Raw genomic sequence first — 19,770 nt, 5'->3', positions numbered from 1 at the left:
TTTTCAGGCGCCATTTTATAAAAATGGGGTTGGATTAATCAACCCCATTTAATTTCAACAATTAATAAAGCGTTGAAGTAATGATGCTACAACAACCCAGTTCGGTACACATGAAGTTTTCCTGATGATGCTTGACTGACTCTAATGAGTCTTCTACATTACCGAATTCTTCAAGATTGCACTCTAAAATCTCATTGGTCTCTGCGTTAATTTGTTCCATAATAATCTCCAGTAGTGGTTGGTTTTTAAAAAACGTGGTTATTTAAAGGCTTCTATTAACCTCATCATGTAAAAAATGAAAGTAATACCTCCTTTATTTTGCATTCAGCTTTTCAGTAAGTTTTTTCTCGATAACCGCATATACATCATCGAAGTTTTTTTCTAAAAGTTCAGACAACCGTTGATCATTCTCATTAACCTTCGGCGCTAACCGGCTGATGATGGTGCACGTTTGAGCCGTTATGAAATAGATAGGGTTCATATTGCTATCCTCTAATTTTATCAATTTGGACTGATGATTAATCAGTAGCGAACTCATTTCTTGTAGAGAATTTAATGTACTCAAATGAAAAAATCCATGGCAAAATCCATTAATGAGAAATTTATGATATTTAAAATCCGAATGATTTTTTTATGAGAGTTTCATGAAAATTTCATGAGAACAATGCACCTAAAATCAATAAGTTATCTTCTCCCGCCCTAACCACATCCCTGAGGTGTTTCTTTCGGTCGCCGACTTGGAGATAACTCATTTTGATTTAACGGGTGATGATCTGGCTTATTTCATCCATTATTTTGGTAAAAGATAATTACTCAGATTACGATCGGGCAGGATAAAGGGGGGAGATTAGCCAGTCAGCTATATACGGCGATTCACTCGGAGGATTTGGATGTCGAGAAAAATGGAAGTTAAAGGCTAATTGCCCATAGATTATTGATATCTGCCCGGGATCGCCATCCAGGGCATTTTTATATATGTTGCCTTATTTTTTTAGCGGCAATCCACCACCAGTCTGCCGCGCACCTTTCCGTCCAGCAGCTCAACGGCTCTCTCCGCCACCTCGTCCAGCCTACAAACACCGGCAAGACCGGCCAGCTGTTGTGGTGACAGTAAAGACGCCAGCCTTTGCCAGACGGCTGCGCGACGCTCAGCCGGATAACGCACGCTGTCGACGCCTTTCAACGTCACGGCACGCAGAATAAAGGGCGCAACGCTGGCAGGCAGATCCATCCCCTGAGCCATGCCGCAGGCGGCAACCGCGCCGCCGTAATTCAGGCTGGCACAAACGTTACTCAGCGTATGGCTGCCAACGGTGTCCACCGCCGCGTTCCAGCGGGATTTTTGCAGCGGCTTGCCGGGCGCGTTCAGCTCATCGCGGTTGATGACCGCAGAGGCCCCCAGCGATTTCAGCAGCCAGTCATTTTCCTCAACACGCCCGGTCGAGGCTTCAACGGTGTAGCCCAGCGCCGCAAGCAGGCTGATGGCAAAACTGCCCACGCCACCCAACGCGCCGGTTACCAGCACCGGACCTTGCTCGGGAGTGATGCCACAGGCTTCCAGCGCCTCCACACACAGCATGGCAGTGAAACCTGCGGTGCCAATCGACATCGCCTGTTGCGTCGATAAAGAAGATGGCAGCAGCACCAGATGCTGGCTGGCGACTTTTGCTTTCTGCGCCAGGCCACCCCAGCTGCTTTCGCCGACGCCCCAGCCGGTCAGCAGCACCTTATCGCCCGGTTTGAAATCCGCGCTGTCGCTTTCACTAACCGTGCCGGCAAGATCAATACCCGGCACCATCGGGAAGGATTTAAGGATTGGGCCGCGCCCGGTGATGGCTAACGCGTCTTTGTAATTCAGCGAGGAGTATTCAACGTCAACCACCACGTCACCCGCCGGAAAGGCCGACAGCTCAAGGTTTTCGATGCGCGCCCGATAGCCTTTGTCATCTTTACGGACCATAAGTGCTTTAAACATACTGACTCCTTTCAGACCGTGGGTCTGTTTTAATCAGAAAACTCAGCAGGCCAGGCCTGCCAGAAAGTGATGAATAAACAAGACAGTTCTGCATTATCTGCTGCCAGTCACTGAATGCTACCCCGATCTGCTACAGTTGGGGCACCGGTTTTTTTCTTCACTAAAGGGAAAGCATATGGAAACCTCAAAACAGGCGCTGATTATCGGTGCTTCACGCGGCATTGGGCTGGGTCTGGCCAACACCCTGGCGCAGCGCGGCTGGAGAGTGACGGCCACCACCCGAAATAACGCACCCCTTTCCGATTCAGGCATCTACTGGCTGACCGCTGATATCAACGAGCCCACCCAACGGCAGACGCTGAAGAATGCCATTGAAGAGCAAAGCTTTGACCTGATCTTCGTCAACGCCGGTGTATTTGGGCCGGATCATCAGGATATCGAACAGGCCAAAGATGATGAGCTGGCCGCACTGTTCCTGACTAACGCCATCTCCCCGGTGCGCTGCGGTATGGAATTACAGCCGCTGCTCTCTTCAACCGGCGTACTGGCGTTGATGACCTCTCAGCTAGCCAGCCTGAACGAAAATACCAGCGCGACCTACCCGCTCTATTCCGCCAGCAAGATGGCGCTGAATATGCTGTCCCGCACGTTAGCGGCCAAACTGAGTACCGGTCAGACGCTGTTAAATGTTCATCCGGGCTGGGTGCAAACGGATATGGGCGGTGAAAACGCTACCCTGACCGTTAACGAGAGCACCAGCGGTATCGTCGATCAGCTGCAACTCTGGTCAGGAAAAGGCGGCCATCATTATATTGATTACGCCGGCAAACAGCTTAGCTGGTAGCCAATGACGTTTTCTGAATAATCGTCTTTCTTTCTATTCGTAATGTTATTAGTTTGTAATGCCGAAGTTTAATAACTTCGGCATTACAAACCATCACGTTTAATTTGAACTCCTGGATTTTTCCTGGGTCTTAAGCTGGGATGTGCACAGTTATTTAAGTTTGATGTGATTAATGACTGGAAACGGTCAGGTCAGCGGAGCTGACTGCCGGTAGAAAAGGAGTGTATTCTACCGAGTGATGGAGTCATTAACTGAGGGATTTAGTGATGTACTACAGAGATGAAGTTATACGTTATTTGCAGTCTAATAATATTCTCGCATTAAAGCTGGACCACGCAATGTCAGGTGTTGGTAGTGCCGTATCAAATAAGATTCATTTGATAGGGGCAGGTGCGAAACGTGCCTTGTTCTATACATCTTGTTTTACTGAGGAGTATCAAGATGTTTGTCAGCGTCAGATGACCGAAGATATCCGATTTAATAAAGCTGTTTTTTACCTTATACTGCATGGTGATGTGATCTATGCAATGCTGGAAATATATTTTGAAATAATATTTAGAGATAAAACATCTGATCAATTAGAACGTATAAAAAAAAGGTTAATGGCAGTAAATGTGCACATAGCTGCAAACTCACTTACAAAGGCAGGATTCGCATTTGCGGTTGCCTCAATTGTCGCCGTCGGTACAAAATTAAGTTTCAATGTCAGCGCCTTAACCGGTTACAGGATGGCGGGTTTACTGGAAGGCGTTGGGATGTATGGCGTCGTTCAGAAAGCGGCGGAGAGTGCCAATAAACTTCATTATACCCACCCTGCTTATTACGCATCACTTTACTCTCAAAATTTGGAAATGATGTACTTCCTGATCGAACCCTTGTTCGAACGGGCAAATGCTTACTGGCAATCAGCGTCAGATGAAGAGATTGCAAACCTCATCATCAGGATGATTCGATAACCATGAATAATCTAATCAAAAGACTATTTTTTCGGATATCAAGGTCACTACTTACTGATTATGGCCCCTCCGTGCTGACAATCATATTTGCACTAGTTAAGGAGTTTTTATTTCCTAATAGCCCACTCTGGCTGATACCCATTTTCTTCCTGGTGATGGTATATGTTTTCACCCGAAACGTGAAAGGGTAAGGTTCTAACGTTCAGCATAACATTAAATTAACTTTATAAGGATATAACATGTCTACTCCTGCGCATTTATGGCTTGAAGATGAAAATGGTTCGCCAATCATTGGCGGTTGTTTAATGCCGTTGCGTTCAGGCTCTATTGAGCTAAAGTCTTTCTCTCACGGCGTCACCATTCCTGTCGATCCAAACTGGGGAAAACTCACCGGCACACGCGTCCATCGGGCTATTGAAATTGTGAAAGAATTTGACCAGGCAACGCCAATTCTATATCGCGCAGTATGTGAGGGACGCACGCTGAAAAAGGCCACGATCAGGATGTATCGAATCCTTGAGTCGGGTATTGAGGCTGAATATTTCAATATCATTCTGGAAAATGTCAAAATCACCACGGTTTCACCTTACCTGGCTCCCGGCGGCATGAGCAGCACTCATCAGGAAACGCTCGAACTTCGTTATGAAGCGATTACCTGGAAGTACACGGACTCCAATATCATCTATCGTGACACCTGGAACCAGCGTGTCTGTGCATGAGAACACCTCAGGCTGTTCGGTATAATTAAAATTACAGTCGAATTAAATAAATATGACTAAAATCGACTTAAAGTGGTTTTTAGAAAAAATGGTATTTTTAAGTTGTATTCTTGCACCAATATTGTTAATAGTTTTCATAGCGCTATTTATTGGATACTACTTTTATACACTGACTATTGCCATTGTCGGTGTATTAATTATATTGGTAATCATTATGGCAGATTTTATTATCCAATAAATAAATTCGCTCTGGCAGGACGGCTAATTTCTTCCTGGCGCTTCGCTCACGTTAATTCTATAAGGATAGTTTGTAATGGAAACTTCTACACACACGCTTTCTGACGGCATTGTCCTGACGCTTCGCTCTCCTGCGAACAGCCACAACACTCCGGTGATTATTCTGTGCCATGGCTTCTGCGGTATCAGGGATATTTTACTGCCTGATTTTGCAGAAGCATTTACCCGCGCCGGATTCGCGACCATTACCTTCGACTATCGCGGTTTCGGCGATAGCGATGGTGAACGCGGACGTCTGGTACCCGCCATGCAGATTGACGATATTATTGCTGTTGTGAATTGGGCCAAAGCGCAGCCCTCGCTGGACGCACAGCGTATTGGCCTGTGGGGAACATCATTTGGTGGCTGTCATGTATTTGGCGCCGCAGCCAGAGAACCGGCCATAAAATGCATTGTCAGCCAGATGGCCTTTGCGGATGGAGAAGAGATCGTTACAGGAAAAATGAATGACTCAGATAAAGAGGCGTTTCTGTTAACCCTGAATAAGATGGCTGAAAAGCAGAAGATTACCGGAAAAGAGATGTTTGTTAGCGTTAACCGCGTTTTGAGTGATGATGAGTCAAAAGCTTTCTTTGAAGAAAACAGGTCGCAGTATCCCAGGATGGATATCAAAATACCCTTTCTTACCGTACGAGAAACCCTGCTGTATAAACCTGCCCTGAATGCGGCACAGGTCACCTGCCCGACGCTGGTAGTTATCGCCGGCGAGGACCGGGTTAATCCACCTGAGCAGGGGCGCGCGTTGTTTGAAGCGGTCGGTGCTAAAGAAAAAAGGTTATATGAGCAAGCCGATGCCCGTCATTACGACATCTATACCGGCGAGCACTTTAAGCAGGTAATCGACGTTCAAACCTCATGGTTTAAAACCCACCTGTAATACCGCTGAAATCGCACGGCGGGATGAACATCACCCGCCGCGTTGAAAACGTATCGCAATTTGAAGCCCAACGTTAAACCGTAAACACCGTGCGTGCAGCGCTGTCATCCGCTTCCCAGACCTCCGCTACGCGTGACAACGTCACTGGGTTGGTGGCGAGCTGGAATCCAGCCGGTACGGCGGCTTTCAGCAATCCTTTCAGCGTACGCAGTAATCCCCGATCGGACACGCTGCCCAATCCGCTGCCCATCAGGGCGATTGCCTTTGAGCGCAGAATTGCGCTGGATAAGGTGATCTCATTGCCGCTCATTGACCCGACCTGCACAAAGCGCACTGGCTTGCCGTCTTCCGCCATTTTTGCGGCGGATGTCAGCAACTGCCCGGCGGACTTGCCCCACAGATAATCGATCACCACATCGACACCCTGCGCAAACTGTTCGCCGAACTGTGCGTTTAACGCTTCCTCTTCCTGCGTCAGCGGGATCACCACATCTGCCCCTAACAGCATCAGTTGCTCCAACACGGCGGGATTGCGTCCGGTAGCGATAATCTTTTTGGCCCCGAGATAGCGGGCAATCTGCACCGCCAGCTTGCCCGATATGCCGGTTGCGCCATTGATCAGCACCGTTTCGCCGATCTGCAGCTGCGCCCGTTCCGTTAATGCCGCCCAGGAAGACATTCCGGGATCGGCAATCGCGGCCGCAGTTATGTCGTCCAGATCATCCGCCAGCGCGATGCACTGAGCGGCCGGCACTAAGGTCTGCTCTGCCATGCTGCCGTAAGGCGCTACCGGCTTGATAAAATAGACCCGCTGCCCATCGTCCTGAATACCCACGCCATCAATACCGGCGATAAACGGGTATTGCCCGCTGGCGCTGTAATGGTTGCCTGACGCGCGATTTTTTACCAGATGACTCAACGCCGCGGCTTTCACCACGATCCTTTGAGCATTGTCCGTGGCGACCGGTTCTGCAAAGTCCCCGTAAACCGGTAACTGCCCTGCTTTTGTTACTATGGCTGCTTTCATGAATTTCCCTCTGTCGGTGCATGAATAATTAGGTGTATAATGCACACATTAAATTGGAGGTCGTATGTCGTCAAGCAATAATGTGCAAAATACACATATCAGCCAGCAGTTGCATAAGCTGCATCGGGCGATACTGGAAATTGTCGCGGTGATCAACCGCCCACAGGGCGATGAGGTGCTGATTAAAGAAGCCGGGATCAATCTGGAACGCGCCCTGTTCCCGTTACTGGTGGGAATTGAACGCTTTGGGCCAATTGGCGTGGTGGAACTGGCGGAACGGGTTGGGCGCGATTACACCACCGTCAGTCGCCAGGTGGCCAAGTTAGAGAACAGTGAACTGGTAGAGCGTCGCCCCAGCGAAGCCGATCGTCGGGTCCGAGAAGCGGTTATCACGCCTAAAGGCAAAACCATGACCGATCATGTTGATGCGGCGAGGGAAAGAATGGCGAAGGAGATCTTCGCCAGCTGGCAGGAAGAAGATGTTGAACAGCTGGTCAGGCTGATGAGCAAGTACGCCACGGCGTTGAAGAGCAAGATTGCCTGACCGGCCCCCCTTTACCGGTTGTGTTGCGCCAGCACGCTGGCCTTCATTCTTTTCACCGCCGCATGCGGCGCGGTCAGTACCGGCACCGTCACCTGTGCACGGACGTCCGCCGCGGCGCGTGATGTGGAGAAGTGCGCCAGCATAATCACATCACAGTGAGCCAGCTCGTTGGCTCGGGCCGCCACCAGCCGGTTATGCCCTTCCGCATCCCCTTTTTTCATCAGATCGATGGCATCCGCCACCAGCAGCGTGGTCAGCGTCGCTGATGAACCATGTTCAGCGACATAGTCATTAAACTCTTCGGTCATGGTCTCAACTGACGGGCCGAAGGTGGCCAGCATGCCAATATTTTTCCCCTGCGCCACCGCTTCATGAAACATCGCTTCATTGGGCTTCAGCACCGGGATCGGCACGCTGTCTGCCAGCCTGTCGATAGCCGGACCAAATGCCGAACAGGTAATCAAAATTCCGTCGGCCTGCATGTCATAGCCGTACTGGCCCAGGCGGACAAAGCGTTCAATCATGGATTCACTCAGATCCGACGCTCTGGAACGATCCAAAGACAGGCCGTCGTCGAGCAGGTTTACCAGCTCGGCTTCTGGCCACTCTTCACCGAAAGCCGTATGGATGGGCTCCATGGCGACGGGGGTGGCATGCAGTAATACAATTCGTGTGGTCATGACTGACTCCGGGTTGGCATCTGTAAGCGTGATACTAATGTAAGGGCTTACAAATGTTTCTGTAAAGTGAAGTGGATCACATAAAAGCACGCGGTTAGCGATAAGGCGTTATTGAAATGTTAGTTAGTATTGACCAGAATTGATAGCGCTTACAAAATAAATTCCACTCCGGCAAGGCAGGCTCCTCCTGTCTGCCGGGACGCTACTGACGGAGTGTGAGAACGCCTTATGACATCACCTGCCAACTCTTCATCTTTACCCAATGTCGCTGCCGCCAGTCCGGCAAAGGCTGACAGCAACCCGGCGGTAAAAAAACTGCCGCGCCACTTCCGCGATCTGCTGGCGCTGGATGACTTTGAGCGCCACGCCCGCCGCCGTTTACCGAATATGATCTACCAGTATGTCGCCGGTGGCGTGGAAACTGGCCGGGGCATCGCCGGCAACTTTGAGGCGTATCAGCGTTATGCCTTCCTGCCCCGCATGTTCCGCGACGTCTCCGGACGCGACCAGCGCACCACCCTGTTCGGCCATACGTATCAGCACCCTTTTGGCGTGGCGCCGTTGGGCGGCGCGTCGTTTGTCGCCTATCAGGCGGATGTGGCGTTAGCGAAAGCCGCCCGCGAGATGAATGTGCCGATGATCCTCAGCGCGTCTTCGCTGGTGAAGCTGGAAGATGTTCATGCGGCCAACCCCGATGCCTGGTTCCAGGCCTATCTGGCCGGCGATCAGCCGCGCATCGATCGTCTGGTCGATCGGGTTGCCGCTGCAGGCTATAAAACGCTGGTCGTCACCGGTGATACGCCGATGTTGGGCAACCGTGAACACAACACCCGCAGCGGCTTCAGCATGCCGATTAAAATCACGCCAAAAGTGGCGTTCGAAAGCGCCATGAACCCTCGCTGGCTGCTGGGAACCGTGGCGCAAACCTTTTTACGCCACGGCGCGCCGCACTTCGAAAATACCGATGCCGAACGCGGGCCACCGATGATGTCGAGTAAAGTGCGAAATACCCAGGCACGAGACAAGCTGAACTGGAAAAACGTCGAAGCAATCCGTAAAAAATGGCGCGGTAATCTGGTGGTTAAGGGCCTGATGTCGCCAGAAGATGCCTTTATCGCCCGTGACCTCGGCGCGGATGCGGTGATCCTGTCGAACCACGGCGGGCGTCAGCTGGATTACACCTTCCCACCGCTCTATTCGCTGGAAGAAATTGCCGCGAAAAAAGGCGCGATGAAGGTGATTATCGACAGCGGCATTCGTCGCGGTACCGACGTGATGAAAGCGATGGCGCTCGGTGCAGACTTTGTGTTTCTTGGCAGACCGTTCCTGTATGGCGCGGTGATTGGCGGCCAGGCGTGCGTCGAACATGCAATGCATATCCTGCGCGATGAAATTGACCGTGACCTGGCGCTCATCGGCGTGCGCACCCCTGGCGAGCTGGACAGCAGCTACCTCCGTCGTATGCCCTGACCTGTAAGGAAATTGACCATGACTTCTGCACTTCCGATCCGCCTGTTCAACGTGCTGGCGATCCGCGCCCCCTTTGTTGAACTGCAGGCTGAGTGGGAACGACAGCATCCTGATAAACCGCTGCTGATTGACTGGAACCCGACCACGGTGATTGAGGAGAAGGTGGCCCGCGGCGAACGGGCCGATGCCACCATTGTGACCGCACCGGCGATGGACAAGCTGATCGCCGACGGGCGGATTGTGCCCGCCAGCCGGGTAGAACTGGTGGATTCGCAGGTTGGGCTGGCGATGCTGCCCGAAGCCAGGGTGCCAGACATCAGCAGCGTTGCGGCGCTAAAAACGGCGCTGCTGAATGCACGCTCGGTGGGCTATTCGCTGGCCGGTGCCAGTGGGCTTTATTTCCAGACGCTGCTGAAAACCCTGGGAATAGAACAGCAGGTGAACGCGAAAGCGACCACCATACCGGAAGGCTTTACCGCCAGCCTGTTGCTGGAAGGCAAAGCGGATATCGCCGTGCAGCAAATCAGCGAGCTGTTGATGGTGAAAGGCATTAAGGTGATTGGACCGCTGCCGGCAGGCGCTGAAAAGGTGCTGTCGTTTTCCGGCGGCGTGTTTACTGATGCCGCCAATCCAGAGGGTGCTGCACTGTTGCTGAACAGCCTGCGGACCGGGGCGGCCCGCGAGGCGTTTGAAGGTTTTGGACTGCAGTGGCGTAACTAGCCGACCGTTACTTGCTTACCACGCGGGGCGCCGAGCCGGTGCTGCCGCGTACAATCAATTCCGGTTTCAATATCGTCTGGCGCACGCCGGTCTCGCCATTTAATTCCGCCAGCAAAAACTCAGCGGCGCGCACGCCAATCTCATCCAGCTCCACCCGCATGGTGGTCAGCGGATGCTCCAGATGCTCGGAGTATTCATAGTCATTAAAGCCGGTGATCGAAATATCGTTGGGGATACGCAAATAGCGCTCGCCCGCCGCTCGCATCGCGCCAAACGCCAGCAAATCGTTACCGCAAATCACCGCCGTTGGCGGATTGGGACCATCCAGCAACTGGAACATCGCCTGACGCGCATCGTTCATTGAAAACGCGCGGTTAAACAGATTGCGATCGTCCAGGCTCAGGCCCGCCGCCGCCAGCGCCTGACGCGTGCCGGTGATCCGGTCGGAAACGCGGTCGTTGGACGGCGGCGTACCGACAATCACGCCGAAATTTTTATGCCCCAGCGCCAGAAGATGGGCGGTCAGCTCGCCCGCCGCCAGCTCGTTATCATAGCCCACGCTCGGATAGCGCTGGTCGACCGAGAAAGTCTGAATACAGGGAATGTTCTGCTGGGTGATCCGATCCCACAACTTAGGATGGTGCGAATTCCCCACCAGCATCAGCGCATCAATGCCGTACTCCACCAGCTTGTTCACTTCCTTCAGTTCGGTGTCCGGATCGAAGTCAGAATTCGCCAGCAGCATCGTATAACCCGACTGGTGGATCTGCTGCTGAAAAGTCGCCAGCGGGCGGGAAAAGGTCTCTGTGGCCAGCGTCGGCACCACTGCGCCGATGGTCATACTGCGGCGCGAAGCCAGCGTTCGTGCGGCCCGGTTGATCACATAGCCCAGCTCTTCACATGCCTGCTCGACCGCCTCGCGGCGCGACTGCCTGACGGTGGTACTGCCGTTCAGCACCCTGGAAACGGTCGCCGTGGAAACCCCCGAACGCAGCGCAACATCTTCCAGTGAAACCCTCGACGGAGGTAAAGGCTTATCGGACATGATCGGACTCCAGGCTGAAATTAGTGACGTCGTCCACAAAGTTTGCAGACAGGCAAAGATTCATTTTGAAAGCGCTTACTTTTAGCTTGACTGATTTTTGTAATCGCTTACTTTTAACATCATATTATCAAATATAGCGTCTGGTTTCACCAAATGATAACAACGAGCCGTGCCGGAGCACCCTCCTCTGACACCGGCCTCGCCCTTAAAAGCACCGAGATAATAAAGGAATTCACCATGCGTAGATACCCACGGGTCCGCTGGCTGATGATCGCGTTTTGTTTCCTCGCCATCGCCATCAACTATATAGACCGCATTAACCTGGCCATCGCGGCACCTCACATTAAAGCGGATTTGGGGCTGGATGACACCAGTATGGGTCTGATCCTCGGGGCTTTTTTCTGGACCTATGCCCTGATGCAAATCCCGGCTGGTCGTCTGATTGACCGCGTGGGTGCCCGTACCGGCCTGGCGATTGCCGTGGGCTGGTGGTCACTGTTCACCGTGTTTACCGCCTTTGGTAAAGGCTTCACCTCAATTTTCGCCTCACGCCTGATGCTCGGCCTCGGTGAATCCGGTGGCTATCCGGGCTGCGCAAAAGTGGTCTACTCCTGGTTTGCTAAAAAGGAACGCGCCACCGCCAGCGGGATCTTCGATGCCGGTCCGCGTGCGGGCAGCGCCATCGCCCTGCCGCTGGTGGCCTGGCTGATCAGCACCTGGAACTGGGAAACCTCGTTTATCGTTACCGGTGCGCTGGGGCTGATTTGGGTCGGCGTCTGGCTGGCGTTCTACCGCGAACCGGAAGAGATGAAAGGTCTGGACGAGCAGGAGCGCCAGAATCTGCTGGAAGATCGCAGCGTGCATGTGGTCGACAAGAGCGAAAAAGTGCACATCGGCGCCCTGTTCCGTTACAGAACGGTGTGGGGAATGATGATCGGCTTCTTCTGCATGAACTTCGCCACCTACTTCTTCGTCACCTGGTTCCCGACCTATCTGACCATGGCGCACGGCTTCTCTCTGAAAGAGCTGGGTACGCTGGGCGCGATCCCGGCCCTGATGGGGATCCCCGGCAGCCTGCTGGGTGGGCTGGCCTCCGACTGGATGTACCGCAAAGGCTACTCGCTGACCACCGCGCGTAAAACCTGTCTGATTGCCGGCATGTTGCTGTCATCGGTGATCGCCTTTGCCGCCTTTACCGACAGCATTGCGGTGATCCTCACCTTGTTCTCGCTGACCTATGCCGGACTGGCCTTTACCGCCGCCAATATCTGGACCTTACCGGCCGATGTGGCGCCAAGCTCCGGTTACGTGGGCACCCTCGGCGGCATCCAGAACTTTGCCGGTAATCTGGCGGGCATCGTCACCGCGTCCTTCACCGGTTTGATGCTGACGCTGAGCCACGGCTCCTTTGTCATCCCGTTGCTGGTTGCCGGTGGGATTTGCCTGTTCGGCGCCTTTAACTTCCTGTTCATCATGGGCAAGGTTGAGCCGCTCGAGCTGAAAAAAAAGCCCGAGGTGACTAACGCTATCCCTGCCGACCGTCAGGCCTGATCCCATAACTCTAACGACGGCGGCTTCGCTCTCCCCTACAAAGGCAAGGATTGATCATGAAACGCACTATTTACGCAGGCGCACTGGTCTCAATGATGGCGGTCAGTTCAGGCGCTCAGGCGGAAAGCCTGCTGTATGTTTCCAATGCCGACAGCGGCACGGTAACCGGCTATCAGCTGGATAAACAGCAGATGAAACTGCTGCCGACCGGAACCTTCCCGGTGGGCAGTAAAGCGATGTCTTCCGTGGTTTCCCCGGATAAGAAAAAGCTCTATGTCTCGGTGCGCAGCAAACCTTACAGCGTGGTGGTGTTCGATATCCAGCCGGACGGCAAGCTGATCAAAGCGGGACAGTCGCCGCTGCCGGAAAGCATGGCCTATCTGTCGATGGATAAAACCGGGCACTATCTGCTGAGCGCCTCGTACGGTGGCGATCTGTTCAGCATCAACCGCATCCAAAGCAACGGCCAGGTCGAGGCTAAGCCGGTGCAGGTGGTGCATACCGGTAAACGCGCCCATGCCATTCAGGTCGACCCGACCAATCATTATCTGTACGTCACGCTGTTGGGCGCTGACCAACTGCTTCAGTACCATTTTGATGCGGCAACCGGCCACGTCACGCCAAACACGCCGCCGTTTATCAATATTCAGAGTGAAGCCGCCACCGGCCCGCGCCACTTTGTCCTCGCGCCGAAGCGGGACGGGCAAGGTAAGCAGAATATGTACATCCTGACCGAGATGGCGGGCAACATCACCCGCCTGACGCTGAATAAGGATGGCACCGCGACGCCGGTGGAAGACGTCAGCTCGGTGTCACCAAAAGAAGAGCTGCAGCGTGGCGAAGCGCGTCCGTTAACCGGTGATGACGACCTGCCGCCATCGCATAAACCGCGCATCTGGCAGGCCGACCTGCACCTGACGCCGGATGGCCGCTATCTCTACTCGACCGAGCGCACCAGCAGCACCCTGTCATCCTTCTCCGTCGATGCTGAAAACGGGCATTTGAGCTATCTCACCAGCATCAAGACCGAGCAGCAGCCTCGCGGGTTTGCCATCGATAAAACCGGGCGTTTCCTGATCGAGTCGGGTCAGAAATCCACCCAGCTTTCGCTGTACACCATCAATGGGACCACCGGTGAGCTGACGCTGGTCGGGCGCTATCCGACCGGGAAAGGCGCCAACTGGGTGACCATGGTCGAACAATAAACATTCATTGGGGCCCGGCGCGCTGTTTTTGGCCGGGCTGCGTCTGCACTAACTGGAGTCATTATGAAACGTTCATCCCTTTCCGCCCTGCTCGCTGCGGGCTCGCTGGCGCTTTGCGCTATCCCAACCAGCCAGGCCGCCGAACAGGTGATTGCCACCAATCTTGAGCCGCTCCATCACGTTATCCTTGAGAACCAATATGTCACCGTGATGCGGGTGATGCTGCGTCCGGGCGAGTCGACGATGTTTCATGAACAGCATCTCGATTATGTGAATACCCACGTTAACGGCAGCCTGGTGAATATCTCCTACCCGGACAAACCGGCCAAAGATACCGAGATGAAAAGCGGCAACGTCAAGTTTGGCGCGCATCAGGGTAAATCCGAGACCGATAAGGTCACCAATACCGGCACCACCCTGAATCATCAGGTTTCTTTTGAGATCAAACAGGCCGGTCCGCTGAATTTTGGCGGCGCGACCCGTCCCGCCTTGCCGTTATTCCAGCAGGTGCTGGATCAGAAAACGGTAAGAGGCTGGAAGGTCACGCTGCAACCCGGTGAAAGCACCACGTTGTATACCCAGCATGGCCCTGGCGTCAGGGTCTTCTTCACCGAAGGCCGCCTGCTAACCGCCGTGCCCGGCCAGCCCAATCGCAACAAAGAACAGTGGATCCATCGCGGTGATGCGATGTTGACCCAGCCTGGCAAAATCGAGTTAACCAACGGCGGCGAGACCCCGCTGATTTTTAACGATTACGAACTGCTTTAACCCAGAGGCGCACGCAGAGGCGCCCTTTGCACCCTGTATAAAAAAACCGTTTTCTTTTTTAAGGAGCATGTCAGGTGAGACGATTATGTCTGCCTTTCGCCATCAGTCTGAGCCTGCTGTCGGCCGCCAGCGTTGCTGCGCCGCCGTCGCCCGATCTGATAGCGAAAGGAAAAATTCTCGCGACCGCAGCCGACTGCGGGGCTTGCCACACGTCACCTCACCAGGGTGCACCGATGGCGGGCGGAGTCGCAATCTCCTCCCCAATGGGCAGTATTTATGCCAGCAACATCACCCCTTCACTGAGCGAGGGCATCGGCCAGTACAGCGAGGCGGATTTCGCCCGCGCCGTGCGGCAAGGGATCAACAAGCAAGGGCAACATCTCTACCCGGCGATGCCCTATCCCTCTTATGCAAAAATCAGCGATGACGATATCAACGCGCTGTACGCGTATTTTATGCATGGCGTGGCACCGGTTGATGTCGCCCCAACCCACACTGCGCTGCCTTTCCCGTTCAGCATCCGCAGTTCGATGGCGGTGTGGAACCTGATGTTTGCCGGAGACAAACCCTGGACGCCGACGCCTGGCGCCTCGGCTGAGGTCAATCGCGGTGACTATCTGGTCAACGCGCTGGCGCACTGCGATACCTGCCACACGCCGCGCAATGTGCTGATGGGTCAGCAAAACGATCGGGCCTTATCGGGTGGCAGCCTTGGCAGTTGGTACGCGCCCAATATCACCCCCGATCCGCAATCCGGGATCGGAAACTGGTCAGCTACCGAGCTGGCTCAGTACCTGAAAACCGGGCATGTTGCCGGCAAAGCGCAGGCCGCCGGTCCAATGGCGGAAGCGGTGGAACACAGCCTGCAATACCTCTCTGACAGCGATATCCAGGCAATGGTGGCGTATCTGCGCCAGATCCCCGCCGTCAGCAACGGCGCGGTGATGCCGAGGGACAGCTACGGCGCGCCGTCAGAAACTGAGCAACAGGTTCGTGGCCAGAGCGGCACGGCCGATGCGGGCTGGGCGGTGTTCAGCGGCAGCTGCGCCAACTGCCATCAGCCTGATGGTCAGGGCAACGCGCGTTACCCGTCGCTGTTCCACAACACCGCCACCGGTGCTGAAAATCCGGATAACCTGGTTTCCGCCATCCTGTATGGCGTGCACAGGACGGTGAACGGCGAAGGCATTTCCATGCCGGCCTTTGGACCGGATGCCGATTTCACTACCCGCCTGAGCGACAGGCAGATTGCCGATGTCAGCAATTATGTGCTGAAAAATTACGGCAATCCTCAGCTGACAGTGACCGAGGCGCGGGTGAAAACCCTGCGTGAAGGCGGTGACACGCCGCTGCTGGTCAGGCTGACGCGCCCTGCGGTATTGGGGAGCGCGGTGGGAGTTGTGCTGTTGCTCGGCGTGATGGGTGTTTGGATCAGAAACAGGAGGCAACATGCCCGCAAACCGTAATACACCTGCCGGGATTAGCCGTCGCCGCTTGCTGCAAGGAATGGCGGTGCTGTCTGCCAGCGCGGTTTGCGCCTCGCTGTTTCCGGCCCAAATGGCCGCAGCACAACAGGCCGTCGACAGCGGCTTTGCGGGCCTGTCGGCCTTTTTAGTCAGCCGCCCAACCAGCCCAATTCTCAGCCAACGCTATTATCAAGCGTTACAACGTCACTATCCTGACTTCCCGCCACGGCTGGCTACGCTTTCGGACGCCCTGAAAACGCATAATTTCGCCCATGTGGATGACTTTTTACAGGTGATTAAGCCGGAGGATGCCCTGTACCAAACGGCGGCATTGATTATCGGCAGTTGGTATACCGGCGTGGTCGGCGAAGGCGCGGACAGCGAGCTGATCGCCTATTCCGGGGCGATGATGTACCTGCCCACCCAGGGGATTCTGGTGGTCCCGACCTATGGCGGCGGCCCGGATTCCTGGGGTAGCAAGCCCGTTGACCCGCAGACAGAGAAAGGAGCAACAGCATGAATAAAGTCGATGCCGATGTGATCATTATTGGCTCCGGCGTGATGGGCGGTCTGGTGGCAACCCAACTGGCGAAGGCGGGAAAATCGGTGATCATCGTTGAGGCCGGTCCGCGCATTAAGCGCCAGGACATTGTCGAACGCTTCCGCAATTCGCCGTTCAAAATGTCGCTGACCAATATGAAGCTGCAAGGGGTCGGTTCGCCCTATCCCGATCTGCCGCATGTGCCGTCCACCTATGGCGAGTATCTGCAACAAACCGGTCCGGTGAAGTACCCGACCAAATACCTGCGGGTGGTCGGCGGCACTACCTGGCACTTCGGTTCCGCCCTGTGGCGGATGATCCCTAACGACTTCCGGCTGCAAAGTCTGTATGGCCGCGGTCGGGACTGGCCGTTTGGTTATGACGAGCTGGAAAGCTGGTACGGCAAAGCGGAAGCGGAACTCGGCGTGTCCGGCATGGATGGCCAGGATGAGAGTGGTCACGGTGGCCAGCCCTGGCCGCCGCGCTCCACGCCTTTTCCGATGGTCGGTCTGGAGCCGAGCTACCTGTTTAAGCGCCTGTCGGAACTGTTAAGCAACGGCGGCTACAATCCGGTGATGGAACCGAACGGACGGGCCACGCGTCCTTACGGTAAGCGTCCGGTCTGTGCCGGGAATAACAACTGCAACCCGGTCTGTCCGATTGGCGCCAAATATGATGGCTCAATGCACATCGACGAGGCCGAACGGCACGGCGCGCAGCTGCTGGATAATTCGGTGGTGTACCGCATTGAGGCCGATGATAGCGGGAAAATCACCGGTATCTGGTACAAGAAGCCGGACGGTTCTGAGCATCATCTGACCGCCCGTTACTTTGTGCTGGCGGCATATGGCATCGAATCGCCCAAGCTGCTGCTGATGTCCACCTCCGAACGTTATCCGAACGGCATCGCCAATGGCTCCGATCAGGTCGGCCGGAATCTGATGGGCCATACCGGGATCAGCATGAACGTGATGATGAAAGAGGACGTCTGGCCGGGTCAGGGACCGACCGAGCTGCTGGTGTACCTGAACAACCGCGATGGCGCGTTCAGGAAGGATTCCCCCAGTTATAAAATCAAGGTGCGCAATACCGTGCCGACCGCAGACTATGCCGCCGGGCTGATCAAGAAAGGCGTGCTGGGCTCGAAGCTGGATCAACAGCTGAAAACCCTGTCAGCGCGGTCGCTGAACTTTGCCATCGATTTTGAAACGCTACCACTGGCCGAAAATCGCATTGTGCCCAGCAAAACCAAAAAGGATGCAATTGGCCTGCCGCTGCCGGAGATTTACTACAGCGTCACCGATTACTGGCATGCCGGCAAAGCCGAAGGGTTGAAAGATTTCGATAATTTTGCCCGTCTGCTGAATGCCGACGTGTCAAAAATCGATACCGGCTATCAGGATCGTCAGCACATTATGGGCACCACCATTATGGGCAACGATGCCAAAACCTCGGTGGTCGACAGCAACTGCCGGACCCACGATCACCCTAACCTGTTTATCGCCGGGACCAGCGTGATGCCTTCAGCCTCCTGCATGAACCCGACGCTGACCGGCGCGGCGTTAAGCCTGCGGCTGGCCGATCATTTGCTGAAGGTGGTGAAGGTATAAGGTTTCGCGCATAAAAAAACCACTCCGGTCAGGAGTGGTTTTTCTTCTTCAGCGGCTGAGCATCAGGCTTCCGACTTCGCGCCCATCTGCTGGCCGGTCTCGACGGTTCGTGATGGCCATTTGCGGAACATCGCAACCGACCCTATCAGCGCGGCGATGGCCGGAATGGCGGCAATGTAGCCAACCGATGACACGCTCAGATCCATGCTCACCTTGTTCCCCAGCAATGCCCCCGCACCGATACCAATATTGACGATACCGGAGTACAGCGCCATCGCCACATCGGTGGCATCCGGTGCCAGCGTCAGCACCTTCATTTGCAGGCTCATGCCGACGATCATAAAGGCCATGCCCCACAGCATCGAGACCGCAATGGTGCCATATTCGCTGACCGACACCGCCAGCAGGATCATCAGGCAGACCGAAATCACCCCAATCGATACCGTCAGCATCTGAGCAGGACGCTGATCGCCCATCCGGCTGAAGATGACGCTGCCGGCAATACCGGCGATGCCAATCAGGAACAGCAGCAGCGTGGCAAATCCTTCGGTGAAACCGGCCACCTGTACCACAAAGGATTCAATATAGGTAAAGGCGGTGAAATGGGCGGTGACAATCGCCACCGTCACCGCGTACAGGCTCATCAGTGCCGGACGACGCAGCAGCGTCGGCAGGTTTTTCACCGAACCGCCTTGCTCAGACTTCACTGACGGCATCACGCGGATAATCATCCACAACAGTACCAACGCGGCGGCACCGATGATCAGGAAGGTATAACGCCAGCCGGCAAACTGGCCGATCACGCGCCCCAACGGCAAACCCAGCACCGACGCTAACGCGGTGGCCATCGCCAGCAGGCTTAGTGCCTGGGCCCGTTTACCGGCCGGTGCCAGTCGCACCGCCAGCGACGCGGTGATCGACCAGAACAAGGCATGTGCCAGCGCCACGCCCGCGCGGCTAATCAGCAGCACGTCAAAATTCCAGGCAAAAAACGACAGCAAATGGCTGCCGGCGAACAGGATAAACAGCACGATCAGCAGCGTGCGGCGATTCACCTGACTGGTTGCCAGCATCAGCGGCAGCGACATCAACGCCACTATCCAGGCGTAGACGGTCATCATTATGCCGGCCTGCGACGACGCCAGGCCAAAACTGCTGCCAATGTCAGAGAGCAAACCAACAGGGATATATTCGGTGGTGTTGAACACGAAGGCGGCAACTGCCAGAGTCAAAACCCTGGACCAGGCAACCTTGCGCGAAACGGCTAACAAATCAGACATAGCGTGCAGCTCCTGGATGAAAGAAAGACGTCCGAAAGCGCAATAGTGTAGGTCGATTTGAATTTTATTCAATAAAAGTGTGACCAATATCTCATTTTTAAGATATGAATTCTGGATAAAGCGGGGATTGTTGACCGGAAAAAGTCATCAGGCGGAGCGGTAAATCAGGGCGGAACTGGCGTTCCGCCCTCAGTG

The 19,770-nt window shown here is 54.6% G+C and carries 20 protein-coding genes; 13 read left to right on the top strand and 7 right to left on the bottom strand.

Annotated elements, in window-relative coordinates; translation table 11 throughout:
* Positions 1-61 precede the first annotated feature (61 nt).
* The 3 genes from AC0IXH_RS06020 to acuI form a co-directional block, all read right to left on the bottom strand.
* Positions 62-220, bottom strand: coding sequence for a hypothetical protein (locus AC0IXH_RS06020; protein ID WP_013202246.1), 159 nt, complete (start codon positions 218-220; stop codon positions 62-64).
* 93 nt (positions 221-313) lie between these two features.
* A complete protein-coding gene (locus tag AC0IXH_RS06015) occupies positions 314-481 on the bottom strand; it encodes a hypothetical protein (RefSeq protein WP_013202247.1) in 168 nt (55 codons plus the stop codon).
* 510 nt (positions 482-991) lie between these two features.
* Positions 992-1,975, bottom strand: a complete 984-nt coding sequence (gene acuI / locus AC0IXH_RS06010; RefSeq protein ID WP_471720168.1) for an acrylyl-CoA reductase (NADPH) — start codon at positions 1,973-1,975, stop codon at positions 992-994.
* Positions 1,976-2,150: 175 nt separating this feature from the next.
* Between acuI and AC0IXH_RS06005 the strand changes: the two genes are divergently transcribed.
* The 4 genes from AC0IXH_RS06005 to uilS all read left to right on the top strand — a co-directional run bounded on the left by AC0IXH_RS06005 (position 2,151) and on the right by uilS (position 5,668).
* The gene (locus AC0IXH_RS06005) at positions 2,151-2,819 is read left to right on the top strand and encodes an SDR family oxidoreductase (protein WP_471720167.1); all 669 of its coding nucleotides are present in this window, start codon (positions 2,151-2,153) and stop codon (positions 2,817-2,819) included.
* 266 nt (positions 2,820-3,085) lie between these two features.
* Positions 3,086-3,775, top strand: a complete 690-nt coding sequence (locus tag AC0IXH_RS06000) for a hypothetical protein (RefSeq protein ID WP_134824187.1) — start codon at positions 3,086-3,088, stop codon at positions 3,773-3,775.
* Positions 3,776-4,014: 239 nt separating this feature from the next.
* Entirely contained in the window at positions 4,015-4,494 is a 480-nt protein-coding gene (locus AC0IXH_RS05995; protein WP_471720166.1) for an Hcp family type VI secretion system effector, read from the top strand.
* Between the two features lie 313 nt (positions 4,495-4,807).
* Complete coding sequence (uilS, locus tag AC0IXH_RS05990) at positions 4,808-5,668, top strand: UilS family quorum-quenching N-acyl-homoserine lactonase (RefSeq protein ID WP_471720165.1); 861 nt, start codon at positions 4,808-4,810, stop codon at positions 5,666-5,668.
* Positions 5,669-5,741: 73 nt separating this feature from the next.
* On the opposite strand, the gene AC0IXH_RS05985 is transcribed toward uilS, so the two are convergent.
* Positions 5,742-6,695 (bottom strand): quinone oxidoreductase family protein, encoded by a 954-nt coding sequence (locus AC0IXH_RS05985; protein WP_471720164.1) that lies wholly within the window; start codon positions 6,693-6,695, stop codon positions 5,742-5,744.
* Positions 6,696-6,759: 64 nt separating this feature from the next.
* Here AC0IXH_RS05985 and AC0IXH_RS05980 point away from each other — a divergent pair, with 64 nt between their 5' ends.
* The gene (locus AC0IXH_RS05980; protein WP_013202253.1) at positions 6,760-7,239 is read left to right on the top strand and encodes a MarR family winged helix-turn-helix transcriptional regulator; all 480 of its coding nucleotides are present in this window, start codon (positions 6,760-6,762) and stop codon (positions 7,237-7,239) included.
* 11 nt (positions 7,240-7,250) lie between these two features.
* Here AC0IXH_RS05980 and AC0IXH_RS05975 read toward each other — a convergent pair whose 3' ends face one another.
* Entirely contained in the window at positions 7,251-7,919 is a 669-nt protein-coding gene (locus AC0IXH_RS05975; protein ID WP_471720163.1) for an aspartate/glutamate racemase family protein, read from the bottom strand.
* A 228-nt stretch (positions 7,920-8,147) separates the two neighbouring features.
* Here AC0IXH_RS05975 and AC0IXH_RS05970 point away from each other — a divergent pair, with 228 nt between their 5' ends.
* Both AC0IXH_RS05970 and AC0IXH_RS05965 read left to right on the top strand, forming a co-directional pair.
* A complete protein-coding gene (locus tag AC0IXH_RS05970; RefSeq protein ID WP_151037398.1) occupies positions 8,148-9,389 on the top strand; it encodes an alpha-hydroxy acid oxidase in 1,242 nt (413 codons plus the stop codon).
* Positions 9,390-9,407: 18 nt separating this feature from the next.
* Positions 9,408-10,109, top strand: a complete 702-nt coding sequence (locus tag AC0IXH_RS05965; protein ID WP_471720162.1) for a molybdate ABC transporter substrate-binding protein — start codon at positions 9,408-9,410, stop codon at positions 10,107-10,109.
* Positions 10,110-10,116: 7 nt separating this feature from the next.
* On the opposite strand, the gene AC0IXH_RS05960 is transcribed toward AC0IXH_RS05965, so the two are convergent.
* Positions 10,117-11,154: a LacI family DNA-binding transcriptional regulator gene (locus AC0IXH_RS05960; protein ID WP_105758922.1), complete on the bottom strand. Its 1,038-nt coding sequence runs from the start codon at positions 11,152-11,154 to the stop codon at positions 10,117-10,119.
* A gap of 237 nt (positions 11,155-11,391) precedes the next feature.
* On the opposite strand from AC0IXH_RS05960, the gene AC0IXH_RS05955 reads away from it, so the two are divergent.
* The 6 genes from AC0IXH_RS05955 to AC0IXH_RS05930 all read left to right on the top strand — a co-directional run bounded on the left by AC0IXH_RS05955 (position 11,392) and on the right by AC0IXH_RS05930 (position 18,295).
* A complete protein-coding gene (locus AC0IXH_RS05955) occupies positions 11,392-12,705 on the top strand; it encodes an MFS transporter (protein ID WP_013202258.1) in 1,314 nt (437 codons plus the stop codon).
* A 56-nt stretch (positions 12,706-12,761) separates the two neighbouring features.
* Positions 12,762-13,910 carry a lactonase family protein gene (locus AC0IXH_RS05950; RefSeq protein WP_471720161.1) on the top strand — a complete coding sequence of 383 codons (1,149 nt, stop codon included), beginning with the start codon at positions 12,762-12,764 and terminating at the stop codon, positions 13,908-13,910.
* Positions 13,911-13,973: 63 nt separating this feature from the next.
* A complete protein-coding gene (locus tag AC0IXH_RS05945) occupies positions 13,974-14,678 on the top strand; it encodes a hypothetical protein (RefSeq protein WP_471720160.1) in 705 nt (234 codons plus the stop codon).
* Between the two features lie 74 nt (positions 14,679-14,752).
* A complete protein-coding gene (locus AC0IXH_RS05940) occupies positions 14,753-16,144 on the top strand; it encodes a cytochrome c (RefSeq protein WP_471720159.1) in 1,392 nt (463 codons plus the stop codon).
* The gene (locus tag AC0IXH_RS05935; RefSeq protein WP_471720158.1) at positions 16,128-16,664 is read left to right on the top strand and encodes a sugar dehydrogenase complex small subunit; all 537 of its coding nucleotides are present in this window, start codon (positions 16,128-16,130) and stop codon (positions 16,662-16,664) included. The genes AC0IXH_RS05940 and AC0IXH_RS05935 overlap by 17 nt, the downstream gene beginning before the upstream one ends.
* A complete protein-coding gene (locus AC0IXH_RS05930) occupies positions 16,661-18,295 on the top strand; it encodes a GMC family oxidoreductase (RefSeq protein WP_471720157.1) in 1,635 nt (544 codons plus the stop codon). Before AC0IXH_RS05935 ends, AC0IXH_RS05930 begins: the two co-directional genes overlap by 4 nt.
* Before the next feature lie 62 nt (positions 18,296-18,357).
* Here AC0IXH_RS05930 and AC0IXH_RS05925 read toward each other — a convergent pair whose 3' ends face one another.
* A complete protein-coding gene (locus AC0IXH_RS05925) occupies positions 18,358-19,575 on the bottom strand; it encodes a sugar transporter (protein ID WP_338575041.1) in 1,218 nt (405 codons plus the stop codon).
* Between the last annotated feature and the right edge of the window lie 195 nt (positions 19,576-19,770).

It is taken from the genome of Erwinia sp. AC075, assembly GCF_979253995.1.
Note: the sequence above shows the minus strand (reverse complement) of the source record. Positions and strands in the feature narration are given on the sequence as shown.